We start from the raw sequence: 21,000 nt of genomic DNA, 5'->3' as shown, positions 1-21,000 counted from the left end.
GAACTCCTGAAGTGTCGTCGTTGACATGCGCGACATCGACTGCCGCTGCGGAGAGCATGCCTGCTGCTCCAGGTCCATGTCAATCGATATCGATAACGTTTTCTTTACCGTTCGCATGGTGCCGCAGCGGTACGGTGTGCACATGGACTCGGCACTCGGCGCGCGTCCCGGTGCCGGCCGGGTGACGATCGGCGACGTGGCGCGGGTGGCCGGGGTCTCGATCCCGACGGTGTCCAAGGTGATCAACCAGCGGGACGGGGTCGCACCCGCCACGATGCTCCGCGTGCAGCAGGTGGTCGACGACCTGGGGTACGAGACGTCGCTGGTCGCCCGGAGCCTGCGGAGTTCGCGGACCGGGGTCGTCGGCATCCTGGTGCCCGAGTTCGAGCCGTTCTCGACCGAACTGCTCCGCGGTATCTCGCGGGCGGCCACCGGCACCGGCTACGAGCTCCTCGCCTACGCCGGCCTGATGACCGGCGCCGACCGACCCGGGTGGGAGCGTCGGTCGCTGTCCCGCCTGTCCGGCACCCTGATCGACGGCGCGATCGTCGTCACCCCGACCACGGCACTGTCGAGCTCGTCGATCCCCGTCGTGGCGATCGACCCGCACACCGGGCCGGAGGGGCACGCCACCGTCGACGCGGACAACGAGGCCGGCGCGGTGCAGGCCGTCGAACACCTGCTGTCACTCGGGCACACCCGCATCGCGCACCTGCAGGGACGCGCCGACCTGGCCTCCGCCCAGCTGCGCGCGGCCGGGTACCGCTCGGCCCTGACCGCCGCGGGCATCACGGTCGACGAGTGCCTGCTGCGTGACGGCGGCTACCAGGAGGACCAGTCCGCGGCCGTCGCCCGCGAGCTCCTGACCCTCGCCGACCGCCCCACCGCGGTGTTCGCCGCGAACGACTCGTCGGCGATCGGTGTGCTCCGCGCCGCGGCCGAGGTCGGGCTCCGCGTCCCCCAGGACCTGTCCGTCGTGGGCTTCGACGACGTGCCGCAAGCGTCCACCACGACCCCGCCGCTCACCACGGTGTCGCAGCCGCTCGCCGAACTCGGGTCGCACGCCGTGCAGATGCTCCTGACGATGCTCCGTGGCGAACCGACCACGGACCACGTCCGGCTCCCCACGACCCTGCGGGTTCGGGCGAGCACGGGCCCCGCGCCGAGGCCGACGCCCGGCCGCTGAGCACCCGCCGCCGTCAGCGGCGCAGGGTCTGCTTCGGGTACTCGCCGAACCGGGCCGCGTAGGCCGCCGAGAACCGGCCGAGGTGGGCGAACCCCCAGCGGCGGGCAACGTCGCCGACGACCCCGGCCTGCGGGTCGAGCTCGAGCAGTTCGCCGCGCACGCGGTCGAGCCGGACCTCGCGCAGGTACGTCAGCGGCGACACGTCGAAGACCCGGCGGAACGACTCCTGCACCGACCGCACGCTCAGGCCGGCGACCTCGGACAGCTCCTGGACCGTGACGGGCTCGGCGGCGTGTGCGTGGATGTACTCCACCGCTGCCCGGAGCCGGGCGTTCCGGGGCAGGCCGAGCACCGCGGGCAGGTCGTCGGCCTGCGGCGGGAAGGTGTCCAGGAACGCGGTGGCCGCCGACCGCTTGGCGTCGTGCCACGCGTCAGAGTCGAGCCCCTCGGCACGCAGTGCCCGGGACAGCGCCACGAGCGCCCCCTGCCAGCGCTCCGCCGTGTCGGGTTCCGGCGCGCGCGTGGGGTCGAACCGCAGTGGCGTGGCGTCGACCTCCAGGTGTTCGAACGCGACGCGGTGCACGTACTCCCGCCCGAAGTGCACCAGCCGCTGGTCGTGGTCCTCGGCCGTGAACACGAAGTCGTCCTCGGGGGGCAGGAGCACGGGGACGTCCCGGCGCAACTCCATCCGGACGCGCCCGGAGTCAAGGTGCGCGGTCCCGCTGGTGATCCACGTCACCACGTAGTCGGCACCGACGGGCACCGAGCCGCGCACGGCACCGCGGAGCTGCGAACGCCGGATGCTCACGTCGGAGTCCCCGACGGCCGTGTACCGGTACGAGAAGTCGTCGTCGATGCGCCGGACGGACCACCGATCGGCGCCGTGGACGGCGGCGAGGTCGCGCTCGGCCGAGTCGGGGTCACCGCCGGAGACCTCGAAACGCACCGGTTCACCGCGTGAAGCGGACTGCGGAGTCGGGACGGGGTCAGCCACGGTGCCCCGAATCCACCATCGCCACCTGCACCGTTCCACGCTTCGCGTTATGTGGATACGCTGGGGCGGTGACTGCGGCGTATCGTGACCCGGACGAGACCCGTTCAGAGGGGGCGTTGTCGTGAGCGATGTCGACCTGGACGCGGCGCTGACCCGGCTCGAGGCCGCGGTGTCCGAGCTGCGCGGGCGACTGCGCGACGAGCTCGGCGTCTCCGGCGGCGACCTGACGCTGCTGCAGTTCGTCTCGCGCGCCGAGGAAGCGGGTCGGACGGTGCGCGTGAAGGACCTGTCGAAGCACCTGGGGCTCACCGGACCGGCGATCACCGGCATGGTGGACCGACTCGAGCACAGCGGACACCTCAGTCGCGTCCCGAACCCCGATGACGGCCGCAGCCGGTACATCGAGCTGACCGATGCTGCCCGCCGCGACTACGCGCGCGCGATGGACGGCACGAACAAGCACCTGCACGACCTGATGGCCTCCTTCTCGGAACGGGAGCGGGCCAGGTTCGTGCGGATCATCGACCGCATCGTCGCAGCCGTCGATCTCGGCGCACCGAGCCCCTGACGGCAGGTTACGGGCGGTCAGGACGACGCCCCGACGAATGTCCAGCATGCGCAGCTAGGTAAGTTCGCTACCTATCTCCGCATGCTGGACGCCCGTCACCCCTTGACCGCGCCAGAGGTCAGACCGGACACGATCGAGCGGCGGAACACCAGCACCAGGATCACGATCGGCACGGTCGCAGCGACGCTCGCGGCGAAGATCTGCGCGAACGGCACCGTGAACTGCGTCCCGAAGAGCGCGATGCCGACCGGGATCGTCCGGAACGAGTTCTCGCTGTTGAACGTCAGCGCCATCAGGAACTCGCTCCACGAAGCCGTGAACGTGAAGACGCCGACCGTGAACAGGCCCGGCTTCGCCATCGGCAAGATCACCGACAGCACGGTCCGCCACGCACCGGCACCGTCGATCTCCGATGCCTCCTCGATCGTCGACGGGATCCCCTGCAGGTAGTTCCGCATGATCCAGATGGCGAACGGCAGGTTGAACGCCACGTACGGCACGATCAGACCCGGGTACGAGTTGAGCAGCCCGAGGTTGCGCTCGAGCAGGTACAGCGGCGTCAGGACCGCGATCGCCGGGAACACCGACAGCATGAGCAGCGAGGTCATGATCGCCGTGCGCCCCCGGATGAACCGGCCGGCCAGGGCGTACCCGGCCAGGAACGCCAGCGCGAGCACGACCACCGTGGTCGACACCGACACGATGACGCTGTTCACCATGTACTGGCCGAGCGCGTTGTCCCGGAAGGCCACCACGAAGTTGTCGAACGTGATCGCGTGCGGCCACGCGGTCGGCGGCGACTGCCCGATCTCGGACGCCGGCTTGAGCGACGTCGTGACGAGCCAGTAGAGCGGCAGCGCGGTGAGCACCGCGATGACGACACCGCTGACGTTGACGGTGTTGACCCACTTGCGCCAGCCCTTGCGGATCCGTTGACGGGGCATCAGTCGTCCCCTCCCTTCGCCTGGTTCCGGAACGCCCGGAGGAACAGCAGACACCCGGCCGCGACGATGACCGCGGTGGAGGTCGCGATCGCCGCGCCCGGACCGATGTTGATGTCCTGGAAGAGCACCTTGTAGCCCATGATCGCGAGCGACTGGGTGGCGGTACCCGGTCCGCCGTTCGTCAGCACGAACGGCAGGTCGAAGACGCCGAACGCCTGCAGGATGCGGAACAGCACCGCGATCGTCAGGGTCGGGGTGAGCTGCGGCAGCACCACGCGCCAGAACGTCTGCCAGGTGCTCGCGCCGTCGAGCTCGGCGGCCTCGTAGTGGTCCTCCGAGATCTGCACGAGCCCCGCCAGCAGGATGATCGCGACGAACGGCGTGGTCTTCCAGATGTCCGCGACCATCAGTCCGGTGATCGCGGGGACCGGCTCGCCGAGGATCACCGGGGCGTCCCCGAACAACCCGAAGAACCACGTCGCGACGCCGTAGGTGCTGTCGTAGACGTACTTCCACAGCTGCGCGTTGACGATCGTGACGAGCGACCACGGGATGAGCATGAGCGCGAGCATCCAGCCGCGGGTGGCCCCGAGCCGTTCGAGCACCAGCGCGACGAGCATGCCGAGCACGAGCTCGACCGACACCGTCACCACCGTGTAGAGCACCGTGAAGCCGAGCGCGCGGTACCAGTCGGCGCTCTGCAGCAGGGCTGCGTAGTTGTCGAGCCCGAACGACTGGATCGTGAAGCCCTCGTAGCCGACCTCGACGTCCGCGAAGCTCAGGACGACGGAGTACACGACCGGGAAGATCGTCACCGCCGCGACCACCAGGAGCGCCGGGGCCGCGAAGCCCCACGCGCCCCGTGAGCGGATGCGGTCGAGACGCGACCGCCCCGTCGGCCGGGGCGGCGGATCGACGCGACCCGTGCCTCCAGGCCGTGCCGGTCGTGTCGCCGTGCCGGCGCTCACAGCGCTGCTCCCTGCAGGGCGAGCGAGATGGCCGAGGCCATCGCGCTCGTGCCGCCGTCGACGGACGCCTGCCCGCCGAGGATGCTGTTGCCGTTCTGGTAGACGCCCTGCGACACCTTCGGGTAGTAGGCGGTCGAGGTCGGGCGGGGCACGAGCGTGATGCCGGCCGCCGTGTCGTACGTGGGCCGCTGCTGCCGCTTCGCGTCCTCGCTGACGAGCGAGGCGCTGCGTGCCGGCAGGACCCCGCCCTCTCGCGTGAGGAACTGCTGGGCGGTCTCGCTCGACATCCAGCTGGCGAAGGTCAGCGCCGCCGCAGGCTGCTGGGTGTGCGGGTTGATGTAGTTCCCCCACCCGCCGATCGTCGAGTGGTGCTCATCCATGCCGTCGAAGGTCGGCCGGGCGGCGAGCCCCACCTTGCCGGCGACCCGGCTGTCCGGACCGTTCGCGATCCCCCACGCGTACGACCAGTTGCGGAGGAACGCCGCGCGCCCGCCCGAGAACGCGTCGTTGGTGTCCTGCTCCTGGTACGTCAGCGTGGCCCGCGGGGACGCACCCTCCGTGACCAGCGACCGCATGAACTCGAACGCGCGCTTGGTCTCGGAGCTCGTCGTCTCGGGCTTCGTGAGGTCGTCGTTGAGCAGTGACCCGCCCGCGTCGGCGACGAACTCGGTGACGTTGCAGGTCAGTCCCTCGTACACGTCGCCCTGGAACGCGAACCCGTACGACACGTCGCCGGTGTCCACGAGCTTCGCGGCGGTCTCGCGCACTTCCTCCCACGACCCCGGCACCTGCAGGGAGTGCTTCGCGAGCAGGTCCTTCCGGTACAGGAAGAACGACTCGTCGATGTAGAGCGGGAACATGTAGTACGTGCCGTCGACACTCGCCGCGAGCCGGAGCCCCTCGGGGAACTGGTCGAAGAAGTCCTCGCCGACGAGCTGGTTCACGGGTGTCGCGAGCTTGTTCTTCGCGAACTGCCCGGGCCAGGCGACGTCACCCAGGTAGACGTCCGGCGTGCTGCTGCCGGCCGCGATCTGGGTCGTCAGGCTGGTGCGGTTCGTGTCGGTGTCGCTCGGGGCGCTGACGATCCGGACGCGGATGTTCGGGTGCTCCTTCTGGAACTCCGCGATGAGCCGGCGGCGCAGGTCACCGCCGTCCTTCGAGGCGACCTGGCCGGCCCACCAGCTGATCGTCGCCTCGCCCTCGGGCGGTTCGGTGGGCCAGTCCTCGACGCGCGTGCGCTCGGGTCGGGTGGAGCAGCCGGCGAGCAGCAGCACCCCCGCTCCCCCGAGCATGAACGTCCTCCGGTCGATTGCCATCCGTCCTCCTCGACGTGTGGTGCTGCGAACCTGTACGTCCACACAACCAGGCGGAGCCTGGTCTGTCCGCCAGGCGGCGGCGCGGTCGCCGTCGCTGTCACTGTCGCTGTCGCGAAAGCGACACCCTGCCGCGGAACGTCCGCAGGGATCTGTCGCTTTCGCGGGTGGGGGCGTGGGCCCGCGGGGCGGCGGCCTGGAGGCGCGTGGCGGGGCCGACCCGCGCCTCCAGGCCGCCAGGTGGTCGCGAAAGCGACAGAACCCGCACGGCCGAACCCGTCAGTCCCCGCGAAAGCGACAGTGTGCCGCGAACCGTTGGCGGAGATCTGTCACTTTCGCAGATGGGGCCGCGCCGTGCCTCCAGGCCGGCAGGGGGTCAGGCGGGGGCGGGGGCCGTCGAGTCGGCCAGGTGCAGGGCGCACGGGATGAGCGTGTGGGTGCGCTCGGTGCTGCCGCCCTCGAGGCGGTCGACCAGCGACTCGACCGCCAGGCGGCCGAGCTCCGGACCGGGGGCGTTCAGCGTCGTGAGCACCGGTTCGGTCGCGGCGCCGGCGCCGTCGGAGGACACGATCGCGATGACCGAGACGTCCTCGGGCACCCGCCGACCGCCGGCCCGCAACCCGCTGACGAGCCCGAAGTTCGAGTCGTCCTTCATGATGATCGCGGCCGTGACGTCGGGGTCGTGCGCCAGCAGGTCCGCCGCCGCACGACGACCGCCCTCGGCCGAGGCGCCGGCGGCGACCACGGTGCCGGTGAGCCCCCGGCGCTCGATGCCGGCGTGGAACGCCGCCTCGGAGCGGACCTTCGGCCCGTAGTCGGCCATGGTGGTGCCGTCGAGGTCCTCGACGACGAGGCCGATCCGCCGGTGCCCGAGCCCGGTGAGGTGGTCGAGGGCGTCCTCGACGGTGCGCTCGAAGTCGATGTCGACGTACGAGATGCCCGAGGGGTCGGCGGTGCGGCCGATCGCGACGAACGGGACCTCGAGCTCGGTCAGACGGGCGATCCGGGGGTCGTGCATGGTGACCTCCATCACCACGACCCCGTCGGCGAGGCCGCCCGAGATGAGCTCCTGCACGTCGTCCGCCGTCGTCACCGCCGGCCAGAGCACCAGGTGGTACCCGAGCTCCGAGGCGCGGCTCGCGGCACTCGTGAAGAACTGCAGCGCGGTCTGGCCGAGCCGGTGCTCGAGCACCGGGAACACGAGCGCGAGGATCCGGGTGCGGCGCGACGCCAGCGCCCGGGCGACCACGTTGTTCCGGTAGCCGAGCTCGCGCATCGCCGCCGTGACCCGGGCACGGGTGGCGGCGGACACGCGCTTGTTGCCGTTCACGACGAAGGACACCGTCGCGATCGAGACGCCCGCCCGGTCGGCGACCTGCTGCATCGTCGCCATGCCGCTCCCTCACCCTGTCCCGCTCACTGTAGCGGGGGCGGTGTCCGAAAAAGTTCGTCTAAGCGCTTTACCATCTAACCGCTTCGATGCTAACTTCGACCCCACTCGGGACGCGACGGAGCGGTTCTGGTCCGGTCGTCCCCGATCCACGAGCGACACGTTCGACTCGTGTCCGGCAACCATCCAGAGAAGAGCGAAGCAATGAAGCCTCGACACCGCAGGATCGCCCCGGTCCTCAGCGCGGTCGCCATGCTGGCGACCGTCCCCCTCGTCCTCGCCGGCTGTTCCGGCGGCTCGTCCGCGAGCTCCGGCGGCAAGGTGGACTCCATCACCGTGCTCGACTACTACAATCAGGGCAACGACAAGAAGGTCATCGGCGAGTACCTCGACAAGTGCGGGGCCGAGAACGACGTCACCATCAAGCGCAGCCTGGTGCCCGGCTCGTCGCTCATCCAGAAGGTCCTGCAGCAGGCGTCGTCGAAGACCCTGCCGGACGTCCTGATGCTCGACAACCCGGATCTGCAGCAGATCGCCGAGACCGGTGCGCTGTCGCCGCTGTCCGACTACGACATCTCGACCGACGGCTACGCCAAGGGCGTGCTGCAGGCCGGCACCTACGAGGACAAGGTCTACGGCCTCGCCCCCACCGTGAACACCATCGCGCTCTTCTACAACAAGAAGGTGCTGTCCGAGGCCGGTGTCACCCCGCCGAAGACGTGGGACGAGCTGCAGTCCGCCGCGGCGAAGCTGACCAAGGGCGACCAGTACGGGTTCGCCGTCGACGCCAACGCCACGTACGAGGGCACCTGGCAGTTCCTGCCGTTCATGTGGTCGAACGGCGGCGACGAGAAGGACATCGCGACCCCGGAGACCGAAGAGGCCTTGTCGCTCTGGAAGGGTCTGGTCGACGACGGATCGATGTCGAAGAGCGTCGTGAACTGGACCCAGGCCGACGTGAACGACCAGTTCATGGCCGGCAAGGCCGCGATGATGATCAACGGCCCGTGGCAGATCCCCGGGCTGAAGGAGTCGAAGGTCGACTACGGGATCGCCCAGATCCCCGTGCAGTCCGCCAGCGACAAGGCCGTGGCCCCGCTCGGTGGCGAGGTCTGGACCGTCCCGAACACCGGTGACAAGGCGAAGCAGGCCGTCGCGGCGAAGATCGTCGACTGCATGAACAGCGACGCGAACCAGCTCGCGATGGCGAAGCTGCGCTACACGATCCCCTCGAAGACCGACGTCGCCCAGCAGTTCGGCAAGGACGTCCCCGAGGAGCAGGTGTTCGTCGACCTCGTCGCCGACGCCCGCGCCCGCACCGGCGAGCTCGGTGCCGACTGGCCCAAGGCCGCGACGAAGATCTACACGGCCGTGCAGTCGGCGCTGACCGGGCAGGACTCCCCGGCCGACGCCCTGCAGAACGCGCAGTCGAGCAACTGAGCATGACGAGCACCGCGACCCCCGTCGCCCCACGGCGGGCCGCCGGGAACGGAGCACCCGCTCCGTCCCGGCGGCCCCGCCCGGGCCGCTCGCTGCGCTTCGAACGGATCGCGCAGCTGCTGTTCCTGCTGCCGGCCGTCCTGTTCCTGCTGCTGTTCTTCGGCTACCCGGTGGTCAAGAACATCGTCATGAGCTTCCAGGCGTACACGACGTCGACGTTCTACACGGGCGAGGCACCGTGGGTCGGCCTGGCGAACTACGCCTCGGTCGTGTCGTCCCAGCTGTTCGGCACGGCGATGCTCAACACCGCGCTGTTCACGATCGGGTCGATCGTCGGCCAGTTCGTCCTCGGCCTGCTGCTCGCCCTGTTCTTCCGCCGGAACTTCCCGCTGTCCGGTCTCCTGCGCTCGCTGCTCCTGCTGCCCTGGCTGCTGCCGCTCATCGTCTCGAGTGCGGTCTGGAAGTGGATGCTCGACCAGGACTCGGGCGTCGTCAACCAGTTCCTCGGCACCTTCGGCATCCCGTCGGTCCCGTGGCTGACGAGTCCCGCCGTGGCGCTCATCACCGTCATCGCGGTGAACATCTGGATCGGGATCCCGTTCAACACCACGATCCTGTACGGCGGTCTGCAGGACATCCCCACCGAGCTGTACGAGGCAGCGGCGCTCGACGGCGCGACCGGGTGGAAGGCCTTCTGGGCGATCACCTGGCCGATGCTGCGACCCGTCGTGAGCGTCACGCTCGTGCTCGGCGTCGTCTACACGATCAAGGTGCTCGACATCATCCTCGGGTTGACGAACGGCGGGCCGGCGAACGCCACCCAGACCATCGCGACCCAGTCCTACGACCTGTCGTTCAAGCAGTTCGACTTCGGGCAGGGCGCCGCGCTGAGCAACATCCTCATCGTGATCTCCGCCCTGTTCGCGATCGTCTACCTCCGCCTCAACAGGAAGGCCGTCGATGACTGACGCAGCGTCCACCACCGACGCCCTCCGGACCCGCGCGGTGGTCACCCGCGGTGCCCGGCGGCCCGTCCGTCCCACGAGCGCGAAGCAGTGGGTGCTGTCCGGCGTCGGGATCCTGATCCTCGCCGTGATGCTGTTCCCCGTCTACTGGATGATCAACATCTCGCTGCAGCCGGCCGGCTCCGCGATCGAGGCCGCCTGGTTCCCGATCAACGCCCAGCTCGGCGGCTACGCGCAGGCCATCGCCGACCAGGGCGGCGCCCTGGTCACGAGCCTGGTGATCGCCCTGGGCAGCGTCGTCGTCAGCCTGCTCATCGCGACGCCGGCGTCCTACGCGCTCGCCCAGTTCAAGGTCAAGGGCATCAACGCGGTGCTGTTCGGCATCCTCATCTCGCAGATGATCCCGGGCATCGTCGTCGCGAACGCCCTGTACGCCGCGTACAACGACCTCGGGCTGCTCAACACCGTGCCGGGGCTGATCCTGGCCGACAGCACCGCGGGCGTGCCCTTCGCGATCCTCATCATGCGGGCGTTCATGCAGAACATCCCTCCGTCGATCATCGAGGCCGCCAAGGTCGACGGTGCCGGCAACTTCCGGGCCTTCCGCTCGGTCGTCGTGCCGATCAGCGCCAACGCCCTGATCACCGCCGGGCTGTTCACGTTCCTGTTCACCTGGAGCGACTTCCTGTTCGCCCTGACCCTCACCACCACCGAGGACGTCCGGCCGATCACCCTCGGCATCTACAACTACATCGGCACCTTCACCGCCGACTGGTCGACCGTCATGGCCGCCGCGGTGATGGCCTCGATCCCCGCCATCGTGCTGCTGCTCGTGGCGCAGAAGTTCATCGCCGCCGGGGCCACCGGCGGCGCAGTCAAGTGACCGGGTCCCACCACCCCCGAAAGGCACACACCATGACCACCACCCCGCTCCGCATCACCGTCTGGGGCGAGAACGTCCACGAACAGGTCGAGCAGCACGTCGCCGAGCGGTACCCCGACGGCATGCACGGCGCGATCGCGGACGGCATCCGCGAGCACCTGCCCGAGGCCGTCGTCCGGACCGCCACCATGCAGGAGCCCGAGCACGGCCTCACCGACGAGGTCCTCGCGAACACCGACGTCCTCACCTGGTGGGGGCACGCCGCACACCAGGACGTCGACGACGCCGTGGTCGACCGGGTGCACAAGCACGTGCTCTCCGGCATGGGGCTGCTCGTCCTGCACTCCGGCCACTGGTCGAAGATCTTCGGCAAGCTGATGGGCACCACCTGCACCCTCCGCTGGCGCAGCGAGCACGACCAGGAGCTCGTCTGGACCGTCAACCCGCAGCACCCGATCACCCGCGGGGTGCCGAACCCGATCGTCATCCCCGAGCAGGAGATGTACGGCGAGTACTTCGACGTCCCGACGCCCGACGAGCTCGTGTTCATCTCGGGCTTCACGGGCGGCGAGGTGTTCCGGAGCGGCATGACCTACCGCCGCGGCCTCGGGAAGATCTTCTACTTCTCCCCCGGTGACCAGGACTTCCCCGTCTACCACCACCCGGACGTCCGCCGCGTGATCGCGAACGGTGCCGAGTGGGCGCGGCCCGAGCGGGAGCGGGAGATCCCGACGCTCCGCCGCTACGACCTGGGCGAGTACTTCGACGGGCAGCACTACCGCGGCCCGTTCGACGACGCGGAGCCCGACGACGCCGAGCCCGAGACCGCCGAGCCCGTGGCCGAGCGCGACGGGGCACAGGCGTGAGCCCCCTCCGCGTCCTGCAGGTCGGCGCCGGCGGGATGGGGCGGGCCTGGCTCGCCACCGTCGCCGCCGACCCCGAGGTCGAGCTGGTCGGCATCGTCGACCTCGACCTCGACGCCGCCCGCGCCGGGGCCGAGCACGCCGGCGACCCGTCGATCCCGGTCGGCACGGACCTGACCGTGCTGGCCGCCGAGACCGGTGCCGAGGCCGTCCTCGACATCACCGTGCCGGTCGCGCACCACCCGGTCACCCTGCAGGCGCTCCGTGCCGGGCTCCCCGTGCTCGGCGAGAAGCCGGCAGCGCAGACCGTCGCCGAAGCGCTGTCGCTCGCCGCCGCCGCCGAGGCCACGGGCAAGCTGTTCATGGTGTCGCAGTCCCGCCGGTACAACGACCAGCTCGTCGCGTTCCGGCAGCACGTCCGCGACCTCGGTGCCGTGGGCGGGCTGAGCACCCGGTTCGCGAAGGCGCCGCACTTCGGTGGGTTCCGCGAGGAGATGGACGACGTCCTGCTGCTCGACATGGCCATCCACGCCTTCGACTCCGCGCGGTACGTGCTCGAACGCGACCCGGTGTCGGTGTACTGCGAGTCGTGGAACCCGTCGTGGTCCTGGTACCGGGGCGACGCGGCCGCCGCGGCCGTCTTCACGTTCGAGGACGACGTCCGCTACGTCTACGACGGCTCGTGGTGCGCGCCGGGTGCCGAGACCTCGTGGAACGGCGACTGGCGTGCTTCCGGAGCGGCCGGCACGGCACTCTGGGACGGCGACCACGACCCGTCGAGCGACCTCGACGGCACCCCCGGCTCCCCTGCCGCTGCGCCGTCGGTCGGACACGAGATCGCCGGGTCACTGGCGTCCTTCGTCCGGGGGATCCGCTCCGGCGAGGTGCCGGACGGCGAGGTGCACGGCAACGTGATGAGCCTGACCATGGTCGACGCGGCCATCACGTCGGCGCGCAGCGGGCGCCGGGTGGTCATCGACGAGGTGCTCGAACAGGCGCACCGGGACGCCCTGGCCACCGAGCAGGACGACGCGATCCGCGACCGCCTGGCCGGGTGGGAGTCGGTCCGCGGCGCCCTGCGCGAGCGCCTGCCCGCTTCGTGAGCAGGAATGGTCGGGTCCGCACGTCGGACCCGACCATTCCTGCTCACCATGTGCGGTACGACGCACCCCGAGCAGGCCTGGAGGCCCGTGGCGACCCCGCCACGGGCCTCCAGTCTGCGTTCTGCGGCGATCCGGCCCCCGCGCGCGCCCGGCGGGGACGCCTCCGGTTACGGTGTCCGGGTGCACGGACAACGGTCGTCGGACAGTGACACGGCGGCGGAGCCCGTCGTGCTCGTCGCCTCCGACCCGCGCCGGCGGACCGGACGGACGCCCTGGCGTCTGGTCCTGGTCGGCGTCGTGCTCGCCGCGGTCATCGGCGGAGCGGGGGTCGCGACCGCCGGCACCCTCGTGGCGCAGCGCATCGCGGAGTCGTTCGCCGTCCGTGACGCGACCAGCGACACCGCGGCGCTCGCACGCGTCGTCGTCGAACCCGCGCTGCTCGACGCGGTCGCCGACCCGTCCCGGTCCGACGCCGAGCGATCCGCTGCACGGACGCGCCTGGACGACGCGGTGGCGGGTGAGCTGCGCGCCGGATCGGCGGTCCGGATGAAGCTCTGGGCGGCCGACGGCACGGTGCTCTGGTCGGACGAACGTCGACTGGTCGGCGAGCGCTTCCCGCTGTCCGACGAGGATCTGGAGGCGCTGGAGTCGGACCGCTCCGACGCCGAGGTGTCCGACCTGACCGAGCCGGAGAACCGCTACGAGCGCGGGCACGGGCCGCTGCTCGAGGCGTACCAGGCGGTGCACACGCCGTCCGGCGAGGCGCTGCTGTTCGAGGCGTACCAGCCGTACGACCAGGTGCTCGCGCGCGCCGCGGACCTGCGACGGTCGTTCGCCGTCCTGGCGTTCGGCACGGTGGCCGTGGTGCTCGCGCTCCTGGTGCCGCTGCTGCTCGGGTTGCTGCTGCGGATCCGTTCCGGGCAGCGCCTGCGGGAGCGGCTGCTCGGTCGCGCGCTCGACGCCGAGGCCGCGGAACGCCGACGGATGGCCGCCGAACTGCACGACGGACCGGTGCAGGACGTCGCCGGACTCGCACTGTCCCTCGGTGCCGATCCCGCCACGCGCGACGCCGCCACCGTGCTCCGGGGTGCGGTGTCGTCGCTGCGGACCTCGATGGCGACGATCCGGCCGGCGGCTCCGACGCCCGAGGGACTCGGTGCCGCCCTCGACGACGCCTGTGCCCGCGCGCGTGCAGCGGGGCTCGCGACCACCGTGCGGGTGCCGGACGCCGTCGACGCGTCCCCCGCCGCGCTGCTCGCGGTCGTGCGCTTCGTCCGTGAGGCCGTCTGGAACGTCGTCAAGCACGCCGAAGCGACCCGGGTGGACGTCACGGTCACGCAGGCCGGCGGCTCGGTCCGGGTGGTCGTGCACGACGACGGGGCGGGCTTCGACCCCGCCGTGGTCGTCGAGGGCGGCCGCACCGGACACCTCGGCACGACCCTGCTGCGCGAGGTCGCCGAGGACACCGGCGGGTCCCTGCTGCTCCGGACCGCTCCGGGTGCCGGCACCACCTGGGACCTCGGGGTCCCCGTCGACGCGGAGGCCCTGCGGTGAGGGTCCTGCTGGTCGACGACCACGCGCTGGTCCGGAGCGGGCTGCGCGCGGTGCTCGCGACGACCGACGACTGCGAGGTCGTCGGCGAGGCGGCCACCGGCGAAGCGGCGGTGGCGCTCGTGCCGACGCTGCGGCCCGACGTCGTCGTGATGGACCTGTCGATGCCCGGTGCCGGCGGTGTGGAGGCGACCAGGCAGGTGCGGGCGCTCCTGCCGTCGGTCCGGGTCCTCGTCGTCACGACGTTCTCGGACGACCACCGGGTGCGCGCCGCGTTGGCAGCCGGCGCCACGGGCTACCTGCTCAAGGACGCCGCGCCCGACGACGTGGTCGCGGCGGTCCGTGCCGCAGCGCGCGACGAGACGCCGATCGACCCCCGGGTGGCCCGGGCGCTCCTGCCCGGAGCAGCCGCCGGCGCCGCCGCGGACCGGGGCCCGGAGCTCCCGCCCCGGGAACGGGACGTGCTCGTCCGCATCGCCCGCGGCATGTCGAACCGGCAGATCGGCACGGAACTCGGCATCGCGGAGCGGACCGTGAAGGTGCACGTCGGGTCGCTGTTCCGGCGGATCGGCGTCGCGGACCGCACGAGCGCGGCGCTGTGGGCGCGCGACCACGGCTGGTGACCGTGCCCTGCTGCACGCTGCTGACCGGGTACTAGTACCAAGGTCCGATGGTGCGGAGTCGGGCTGGCGGCGACGATCGTCGTACCGGCCAGACAGGCCCACCAGGAGGCACCCATGCACACCCAGCGCTCACGCAGGATCAGCAGCGGCATCGTCGCCGCGATCGCCCTCGGCACCGTCGCCGCCGCTGCCCTCGTCGGGGTCTCCCCCGCGAACGCGTCCGGCAAGACCTCAACCGGTGGCGACTACGCCGTCACCGTGAACGGGGTCACGACCAACCCCGCCCAGGGCAAGGAGCTCAAGGTGCGCGACACCCCGGTCACCGGCACGATCGCGGTACGGGGCAAGCACAACGGCTTCGACATCCGCATCGCCGACCTCGGCGTGTACGACTACACGCTGACCGGCGCTGCCGACACCCAGCGGATGGTGACGAAGCCGACCGTGGTGTTCGCGTCGAAGGTCCCGTCGCTCACCGCCGCGCAGCTCGCCAGCACGAAGCTCTCGTCGCTCGAGGTCAAGGACGACACCCTCGTCGCGATCTTCTCGACGGGGGCCGGGAAGCTCAAGGTCCAGGCGAAGGACGGCGCCCAGGGCGGCATCTTCCAGATGGAGGCCGAGTTCGCGGGGCCGGTGACGTTCACCCACACGCTCGGGGCGGGGCTGTTCTACTTCACGAACCCGTACACGGGCAAGATCAACTTCGGCGACGGGACGGCCGCGGTGTCGTCGGGCAGCGGCGCCCACCAGATGCTCCTCGGCAAGGACAGCCCGCAGGTCGCCACGAAGACCTCGCAGACCACGAGCACCACCACGTGGACGGTCCAGCCCGGCGGGCGTCTGGGCGGAGTGCTCGGCGAGGACGCCGTCGAACTGTCGCAGGGTGCGACGAACTGCACCAGCGACTGCCAGGCGCAGAACCAGATCCGCGGGTCGCTCCCGGTCCCGCCGGACCCCGTGGACCCGACGCCGCTGAACGTCACGCGGATCGCGTGAGCGTCTGCCTCGCTTCGTGAGCAGGAATGGTCGGGTCCGCACGTCGGACCCGACCATTCCTGCTCACCATCCGTGCGCGCGGTCAGCGCGGGATGACCGAGAACAGGAACTTCTTGCGGACCATGTACCAGGCCAGCAGGATCAGCGCCGTGTGCACCACGAACCCGATCCAGAAGTCGCCCCACGGCACACCGGGGATCGACGCGATCGCCAGGGCGAAGAACACCTGCCAGACGAACACGTACAGGCTCGCCTGCCCGAGCGGGATCCAGAGCCAGCCGATGGCGGCGGCGATGGGCTTCCAGAACACGGTGAGGATCGCGTAGGACACGACCGCGAAGAACGCGATGTCCACCAGGCGGCCCCACTGCAGGTCCACCCGCTGGTACGCCGTGTTGTACAGGGACTCGTACATCGTCGCCGGGAACGGCACCGGGGTGAACCCGAAGTGGTCGCCGGCCCACACGTAGACCAGGAACGCCGCGTACCCGGCGACGGCGACGCCGACCAGGACCTTGCCGAGACGCCCGGTGAGCGCGCCGACGATCTGCCGCCGGTAGTACCCGAGCACGAGCCCGTGGGTGAACACGACCTGCCAGGTGAACAGGGGGAACACCGCCTCGAACTGGGAGTTCAGCGGACGGAAGTCGGGGTTGAGCGCCTGGAACACGTACAGCGCCCAGCTGGCGGCGAGGAGCGCCCACCAGAACCCGCGGCGGATCACCCAGATCAACGCCGGGATGAACAGGCTCAGCACCACGAACAGGCCCATGATGTTGAACGGCCACGGCCCCATCTCGAGCAGCAGGAACTGCCGGATGGCGTACCAGGGCGGCGGGTAGGCGAGCAGCTGCATCGCGTTCGGGTACAGGTCGTAGACCCGGCCCTCGGCATCGACGCCGCCGGTGCCCGTGCCGCGGTCGGTGAACGTGGTGATGGCGTCGGTGTTCAGGAACGGGACGAAGCTCAGCGCGAAGACCACCAGGATCACCACGAGCGTGACGATGTACTGCTTGCGGGCGCGCTTCCACGCCCCGATCGCGGCCGCCCACTCGCCGAACTTCTTCACGGCGAACGGGTACGTCATGCCGAGGACCATGCCGGACAGGAACACGAACATCTCGGCGCCGGTGATCGCCCCGACGGCGTGCAGCGTGAGGTACGAGTACGGCCCGCCGATCTCGATGTGGGTGATCACCACGGCGAGGATGATGAACCCGCGGAACAGGTCGAGCCGCAGGTCACGGCCGGGCTTGCCGTCATCCGGGTAGCGCCAGCTCGGCAGGAGGCGGCCGAACACCCCGCTCAGCAGGAACACGATCGCCAGGCCGGCGGCCATCCAGACGATCCACGCCATCTGGTCGCCGCCGGTCTCGTACTCCTGGGAGATCGCGGCGTTGCCCTGCTGCACGGTCACACGATCGGTGACCGGGCCGAAGGCGAAGTCACCGGACCGCTCGAGATCGGCGCGGAAGGCCTCCGCGACGTCCGGGTCCGCGGTGAGCCGCCAGTCGGCCACGCGGTTGCCGGCCTCGGGCTCGCGTCGTTCCGCCTCGAGCACGGTCATGCCCCGGATCAGCGGACGCTCCTGCACGGCGGCGAGCACCTGCCGCCACCAGCTCCGCTTGACCTGGAGTTCGGCGTCACCCTGCAGCTCGCGGTTGTACAGGGCACCCGTGTCGAGCAGCATCGGACGGTCGTCGGCCACCGCGAACCGGTCGTAGAACGTGCCCGACTGCGGCTGGTCGTAGCCCCAGTCCTCGTCGAACCGGGACTCGACCTCACCGCTGCGGGTGAGCGGCACGGCGCGACCGGCGGCCTCGGTCGGGTCGCCCTTGCCGTACGAGAACATCGAGAGCCCGACCCAGTCGACGGCCTCGGCTCCCGGCCAGTACGGCCCGTACGGGTCGTCGGCACCGGTGAGCGCTCCGTCGCCGTTCGTGTCCGCCTTCGCGACGTCGACCGGGGACAGGTTCCGCAGCCGCCCGGCGGACTCGCCGAACGGGTAGCCGGCGCCGTACCCCGGCGACCAGACCATGAGCGCGTCCGACGTGCCCGCGTGCACGGTCGCGGCGAGCGCCCGGAACACCCGGACGAACTGCGTGGGCTGCTGGCCCCAGCGGACCCACGTGCCGTTCATCTGCGGCGCGAACCGGACGAGCACCTGGGTGTCGTACTGGTCGTGCAGGTCCTCGAACACGGTGTTGGCGGCGCGGGTGTCCGCGGTGTCGAGCGTCCGGAGTTCGCGGTCGGGTTCGAGGCTCACGACGAGCACCGCACCCTGGGTCGCGGCCGCACGCGCGGAGCGGAGGAGTTCCTGCTTCGCGGTGCGGTCGAGCGGGTAGTCGACGGAGACCCCGTACATCGACGGCGTCGCACCGAGCCGTCCCTCGTACCCCTCGGGCGAATCACCGGCCCAGTCGAGGTCGGGGCCGAACCACGTCGAGCCCTCGGCCGGCTGCACGGCCGCGGCAGTCTGCGCGGACGCGGCGGACGCCGCGGACGCCGGCAGCGCACCACCGAGCAGGAGCGTGGCGATCGTGACGAGGAGGGCGACCGCGCGGACCACCGGCTGCTTCACCGGTCGCACGCGAGCGTCCAGACGTTGTGGCCGGGCTCGTGCCGGTGCTCGAGGCGGTCGAGCGCGGCGATCGCGAGGGCCAGACCGCGACCGCTCTCCTGCTCGACGTCGGCCATGGTGACGGCACTCAGGTCGATGTCGACGGGCATCCCGTTGTCGGTCAGCACCGCGGTCAGGGCCTGGTCGGTGGCCTCGAGGCGCACCGTGTACCGGCGCCCGGTCCCCCGGTCGGCGCGGACGGTGTGCTCGACGATGTTCGCGGCGACCTCGGCCAACGCGGTCTCGAGTGCGAACCGGAGCCGCACGTCGTCGATGCCCAGGCCGTCCCACCACGCGGCGAACCGGTCCTGCACCTCGTCGAGGGAGTCGGGCATCGCAGCGACCTCGAACGTGGTCTCGGTGCTCACAGGGGTCCTCCGGCGGTGCTCGACTCGTGTTCGGACTGGACTGGGGTGGCCGGGCCGCGGTACCGGACGGCCCGGATCACGATGCTGAAGATGAACAGGTCGAAGACGACCCACGCGGTGTTCACGAGCGGTGCGATCCCCTCGGCCTGGCCGGTCAGGTAGCGGATGCCGATCATGACCAGGGCGGCGACCAGGGCACCCATCGCGTACAGCTGCGGCTTGACCAGGTCCCACCGCGGCTTCTGCTCGGTCTCGTCGCGCACCTTCGGGGTGACGCGGAACCCGAGCGGCTTGCCCCGGTAGACGTTCTGGAACGCGCTGGTCACCGACTCGATCCAGACCGGGAACAGGGCGAGCGAGTACTGCTGCCCGCGCCAGGTCGGTCTGCCGGCGGCCACCACCCAGAACAGCAGCTGGTTGAACACCAGGAACGGGATGAGCCGGGCGAAGAAGTCGACGCTGTAGGCCTGCACCGGGACGACCCCGAACGACAGGCAGAGCACCGGGGCGGCGATGTAGACGATCGCGGCGAACCCCGACAGGTAGCTCCACATCGTCGAGAAGTACATGAGCCGCTGCCCCCACGACAGCCCCTTCTGCACCAGGGGGTTCTCGCGGAAGAACACCTGCATGGTGCCCTGCGCCCAGCGGAGTCGCTGCACGAGCATCGTCGGCAGGTCCTCCGGGGCCAGCCCCTTCGCCAGGATCTCGTCGTGGTACGCCGACTTCCAGCCGAGGCCGTGCAGGCGCATCGCCGTGGCCATGTCCTCGGTCACCGAGATCGTCGCCAGCGGCATGATCGGCTGCGCCTCGTCGTCACGGTTCACGTCGAGGGCACGGGCGAGCACCGCGATGGACTCGATGGCGGCGACCGGTGAAGCCTCGCGCCGGCCGAGCACGTCGAGCGCGGCGTCGTCGAGACCGGCGAAGGTGTTGGCGTCGGTCGACATCGCCGCGAGCTCCTGCAGGTCGTTCCGCACGGACTCGAGGTCGGCGGCGGCGAACCGGAACGCGATGGCGTCGATCCCCCGCTGGAACCCGTACGTCACGTCACCGAGGGGTTCACCGGCGCGGACCTGTTCGCGCGCCTGGTCCACCACGGCCTCGGCGTCGTCGAGGGCGGCGAGCACGCGCGGGTCGGTCTCGGTCTCACGGGAGCGGGCGAGGAGCTTGCGCGAAGTCGCGAAGGTGCGCTGCACGGACGCCTCGACCTCGGCCACGTAGCGCGAGATGCCGAGCTGCATGAGCGCTTCACGTCGCAGGATGGCGTTCGACCCGCAGAAGAACGCGGCGTTCCAGCCGTCCTTCGACTGCTGGATCGGACCGTAGAACAGCGGCGCCTGGCTGCCGAGGGGGTCGTCGTCCGGCACGTTCTCGAACCACTGCGGCGTCTGCACGAGCGCCATCTCCGGGTCCTTGAAGTAGCCGAGGGTGCGGTCGAGGATCGCCGGGTCGGGCACCTGGTCGGCGTCGAGGATGAGCAGGAACTCGCCCTGGGTCGCGAGCAGGGCGTTGTTGAGGTTGCCGGCCTTGGCGTGCCGGGGCCGGTCCACCCAGTCGGCACCGCGGGTGATGACGCCGATGCCGAGCGCGTCGGCCGCCGCACGCATCTCGGGGCGATTGCCGTCGTCGAGGATCCAGGTGGTGTGCGGGTGCGTGATCGCCTTCGCCGCCCGGGCGGTGCGCTCGACCAGGTCGATCGGCTCGTTGTAGGTCGTGATGAAGACGTCGACGGTGACGTCGGTCGACGGCTTCGCCGGCGGTTCGCCGCGCTCCCGGAGCCGCCAGGCCCCGAGGGCGAAGAGCAGGGAGTCGATGACGCTGTAGGTCTCGGCGAGGATCAGCGGCACCGCGATCCACCACGAGTGCCAGTTCACCGAGGCCGCCCAGCGCCACACGATGTAGTTGACCCCGGCGAGGGACGCCAGGAGCGCCACCGTCCGCACGGCCACCAGGCGTCGGCGGGCGGTGCCGGTGCTCAGGCGGCGGCGGTCCTGTCGGCTGACGTCGAGCGCGGTCACCGGGTCGCCCCGTCCGTCGTGCCGCCGCACGTGCTGCGTCGCAAGCATGCCTCCTGATCAGCGCGGGCCCCGGCCGCGTCGCACACGCCCGAGTGTGGTTCCGGCCGGCAGCTGCCCCGAGGGCACCGTGCCGGTCGTCCGCTCCGGTCATCGGGCACGACCTCGGCGTGACGACCTGTCTACCGCACGGGCGGGCGCTCTGTC

The 21,000-nt window shown here is 70.8% G+C and carries 18 protein-coding genes; 10 read left to right on the top strand and 8 right to left on the bottom strand.

Annotated elements, in window-relative coordinates; all coding sequences use genetic code 11:
- Positions 1 to 142 precede the first annotated feature (142 nt).
- A complete protein-coding gene (locus DEJ29_RS04005; protein WP_181433144.1) occupies positions 143 to 1,186 on the top strand; it encodes a LacI family DNA-binding transcriptional regulator in 1,044 nt (347 codons plus the stop codon).
- A gap of 13 nt (positions 1,187 to 1,199) precedes the next feature.
- On the opposite strand, the gene DEJ29_RS04000 is transcribed toward DEJ29_RS04005, so the two are convergent.
- On the bottom strand, positions 1,200 to 2,132 hold the full coding sequence (locus tag DEJ29_RS04000; protein WP_284174070.1) for an AraC family transcriptional regulator: 933 nt from the start codon (positions 2,130 to 2,132) through the stop codon (positions 1,200 to 1,202).
- Positions 2,133 to 2,301: 169 nt separating this feature from the next.
- Between DEJ29_RS04000 and DEJ29_RS03995 the strand changes: the two genes are divergently transcribed.
- Positions 2,302 to 2,748 (top strand): MarR family winged helix-turn-helix transcriptional regulator, encoded by a 447-nt coding sequence (locus tag DEJ29_RS03995; RefSeq protein ID WP_111095674.1) that lies wholly within the window; start codon positions 2,302 to 2,304, stop codon positions 2,746 to 2,748.
- Positions 2,749 to 2,843: 95 nt separating this feature from the next.
- Here the strand turns inward: DEJ29_RS03995 and DEJ29_RS03990 are convergent, their stop codons facing one another.
- The 4 genes from DEJ29_RS03990 to DEJ29_RS03975 all read right to left on the bottom strand — a co-directional run bounded on the left by DEJ29_RS03990 (position 2,844) and on the right by DEJ29_RS03975 (position 7,366).
- Positions 2,844 to 3,692, bottom strand: a complete 849-nt coding sequence (locus tag DEJ29_RS03990; RefSeq protein ID WP_258376002.1) for a carbohydrate ABC transporter permease — start codon at positions 3,690 to 3,692, stop codon at positions 2,844 to 2,846.
- Complete coding sequence (locus DEJ29_RS03985; protein WP_181438254.1) at positions 3,692 to 4,660, bottom strand: carbohydrate ABC transporter permease; 969 nt, start codon at positions 4,658 to 4,660, stop codon at positions 3,692 to 3,694. The genes DEJ29_RS03990 and DEJ29_RS03985 overlap by 1 nt, the downstream gene beginning before the upstream one ends.
- Positions 4,657 to 5,976: an ABC transporter substrate-binding protein gene (locus tag DEJ29_RS03980; RefSeq protein WP_111095652.1), complete on the bottom strand. Its 1,320-nt coding sequence runs from the start codon at positions 5,974 to 5,976 to the stop codon at positions 4,657 to 4,659. The genes DEJ29_RS03985 and DEJ29_RS03980 overlap by 4 nt, the downstream gene beginning before the upstream one ends.
- 373 nt (positions 5,977 to 6,349) lie before the next feature.
- The gene (locus DEJ29_RS03975; protein WP_258376003.1) at positions 6,350 to 7,366 is read right to left on the bottom strand and encodes a LacI family DNA-binding transcriptional regulator; all 1,017 of its coding nucleotides are present in this window, start codon (positions 7,364 to 7,366) and stop codon (positions 6,350 to 6,352) included.
- Between the two features lie 201 nt (positions 7,367 to 7,567).
- On the opposite strand from DEJ29_RS03975, the gene DEJ29_RS03970 reads away from it, so the two are divergent.
- The 8 genes from DEJ29_RS03970 (at position 7,568) to DEJ29_RS03935 (ending at position 15,787) form a co-directional block, all read left to right on the top strand.
- A complete protein-coding gene (locus DEJ29_RS03970) occupies positions 7,568 to 8,803 on the top strand; it encodes a sugar ABC transporter substrate-binding protein (RefSeq protein WP_071405204.1) in 1,236 nt (411 codons plus the stop codon).
- Between the two features lie 2 nt (positions 8,804 to 8,805).
- A complete protein-coding gene (locus DEJ29_RS03965; protein ID WP_027464443.1) occupies positions 8,806 to 9,771 on the top strand; it encodes a carbohydrate ABC transporter permease in 966 nt (321 codons plus the stop codon).
- On the top strand, positions 9,764 to 10,651 hold the full coding sequence (locus tag DEJ29_RS03960; RefSeq protein WP_084740987.1) for a carbohydrate ABC transporter permease: 888 nt from the start codon (positions 9,764 to 9,766) through the stop codon (positions 10,649 to 10,651). Before DEJ29_RS03965 ends, DEJ29_RS03960 begins: the two co-directional genes overlap by 8 nt.
- A 32-nt stretch (positions 10,652 to 10,683) precedes the next feature.
- Positions 10,684 to 11,517, top strand: a complete 834-nt coding sequence (locus tag DEJ29_RS03955; RefSeq protein ID WP_110865016.1) for a ThuA domain-containing protein — start codon at positions 10,684 to 10,686, stop codon at positions 11,515 to 11,517.
- On the top strand, positions 11,514 to 12,617 hold the full coding sequence (locus DEJ29_RS03950; RefSeq protein WP_111095654.1) for a Gfo/Idh/MocA family protein: 1,104 nt from the start codon (positions 11,514 to 11,516) through the stop codon (positions 12,615 to 12,617). Before DEJ29_RS03955 ends, DEJ29_RS03950 begins: the two co-directional genes overlap by 4 nt.
- A 180-nt stretch (positions 12,618 to 12,797) precedes the next feature.
- Entirely contained in the window at positions 12,798 to 14,171 is a 1,374-nt protein-coding gene (locus tag DEJ29_RS03945; RefSeq protein ID WP_111095655.1) for a sensor histidine kinase, read from the top strand.
- Positions 14,168 to 14,791: a response regulator gene (locus DEJ29_RS03940; protein ID WP_111095656.1), complete on the top strand. Its 624-nt coding sequence runs from the start codon at positions 14,168 to 14,170 to the stop codon at positions 14,789 to 14,791. Before DEJ29_RS03945 ends, DEJ29_RS03940 begins: the two co-directional genes overlap by 4 nt.
- A gap of 114 nt (positions 14,792 to 14,905) precedes the next feature.
- Positions 14,906 to 15,787: a hypothetical protein gene (locus DEJ29_RS03935; protein ID WP_111095657.1), complete on the top strand. Its 882-nt coding sequence runs from the start codon at positions 14,906 to 14,908 to the stop codon at positions 15,785 to 15,787.
- An 82-nt stretch (positions 15,788 to 15,869) separates the two neighbouring features.
- Here the strand turns inward: DEJ29_RS03935 and opgC are convergent, their stop codons facing one another.
- From opgC to DEJ29_RS03920, 3 genes are read right to left on the bottom strand one after another with little or no spacing between them, the layout of a single operon-like run.
- A complete protein-coding gene (gene opgC / locus DEJ29_RS03930) occupies positions 15,870 to 18,368 on the bottom strand; it encodes an OpgC domain-containing protein (RefSeq protein ID WP_146248379.1) in 2,499 nt (832 codons plus the stop codon).
- A complete protein-coding gene (locus tag DEJ29_RS03925; protein ID WP_111095659.1) occupies positions 18,365 to 18,775 on the bottom strand; it encodes an ATP-binding protein in 411 nt (136 codons plus the stop codon). Before DEJ29_RS03925 ends, opgC begins: the two co-directional genes overlap by 4 nt.
- Positions 18,772 to 20,844 (bottom strand): glycosyltransferase, encoded by a 2,073-nt coding sequence (locus DEJ29_RS03920; protein WP_258376004.1) that lies wholly within the window; start codon positions 20,842 to 20,844, stop codon positions 18,772 to 18,774. The genes DEJ29_RS03925 and DEJ29_RS03920 overlap by 4 nt, the downstream gene beginning before the upstream one ends.
- Positions 20,845 to 21,000 lie beyond the last annotated feature (156 nt).

The organism is Curtobacterium sp. MCPF17_021, from assembly GCF_003234605.2.
Lineage (GTDB): Bacteria > Actinomycetota > Actinomycetes > Actinomycetales > Microbacteriaceae > Curtobacterium > Curtobacterium flaccumfaciens.
The sequence above is the reverse complement of the archived record's forward strand: the minus strand, read 5'-3'. Positions and strand labels throughout refer to the sequence as shown.

Coding starts and splice junctions, on each gene's coding strand:
- DEJ29_RS04005 (WP_181433144.1), top strand. CDS start 143: ATGGACTCGGCACTCGGCGCGCGTCCCGGTGCCGGCCGGGTGACGATC.
- DEJ29_RS03990 (WP_258376002.1), bottom strand. CDS start 3,692: ATGCCCCGTCAACGGATCCGCAAGGGCTGGCGCAAGTGGGTCAACACC.
- DEJ29_RS03980 (WP_111095652.1), bottom strand. CDS start 5,976: ATGGCAATCGACCGGAGGACGTTCATGCTCGGGGGAGCGGGGGTGCTG.
- DEJ29_RS03975 (WP_258376003.1), bottom strand. CDS start 7,366: ATGGCGACGATGCAGCAGGTCGCCGACCGGGCGGGCGTCTCGATCGCG.
- DEJ29_RS03970 (WP_071405204.1), top strand. CDS start 7,568: ATGAAGCCTCGACACCGCAGGATCGCCCCGGTCCTCAGCGCGGTCGCC.
- DEJ29_RS03965 (WP_027464443.1), top strand. CDS start 8,806: ATGACGAGCACCGCGACCCCCGTCGCCCCACGGCGGGCCGCCGGGAAC.
- DEJ29_RS03960 (WP_084740987.1), top strand. CDS start 9,764: ATGACTGACGCAGCGTCCACCACCGACGCCCTCCGGACCCGCGCGGTG.
- DEJ29_RS03955 (WP_110865016.1), top strand. CDS start 10,684: ATGACCACCACCCCGCTCCGCATCACCGTCTGGGGCGAGAACGTCCAC.
- DEJ29_RS03935 (WP_111095657.1), top strand. CDS start 14,906: ATGCACACCCAGCGCTCACGCAGGATCAGCAGCGGCATCGTCGCCGCG.
- DEJ29_RS03920 (WP_258376004.1), bottom strand. CDS start 20,844: ATGCTTGCGACGCAGCACGTGCGGCGGCACGACGGACGGGGCGACCCG.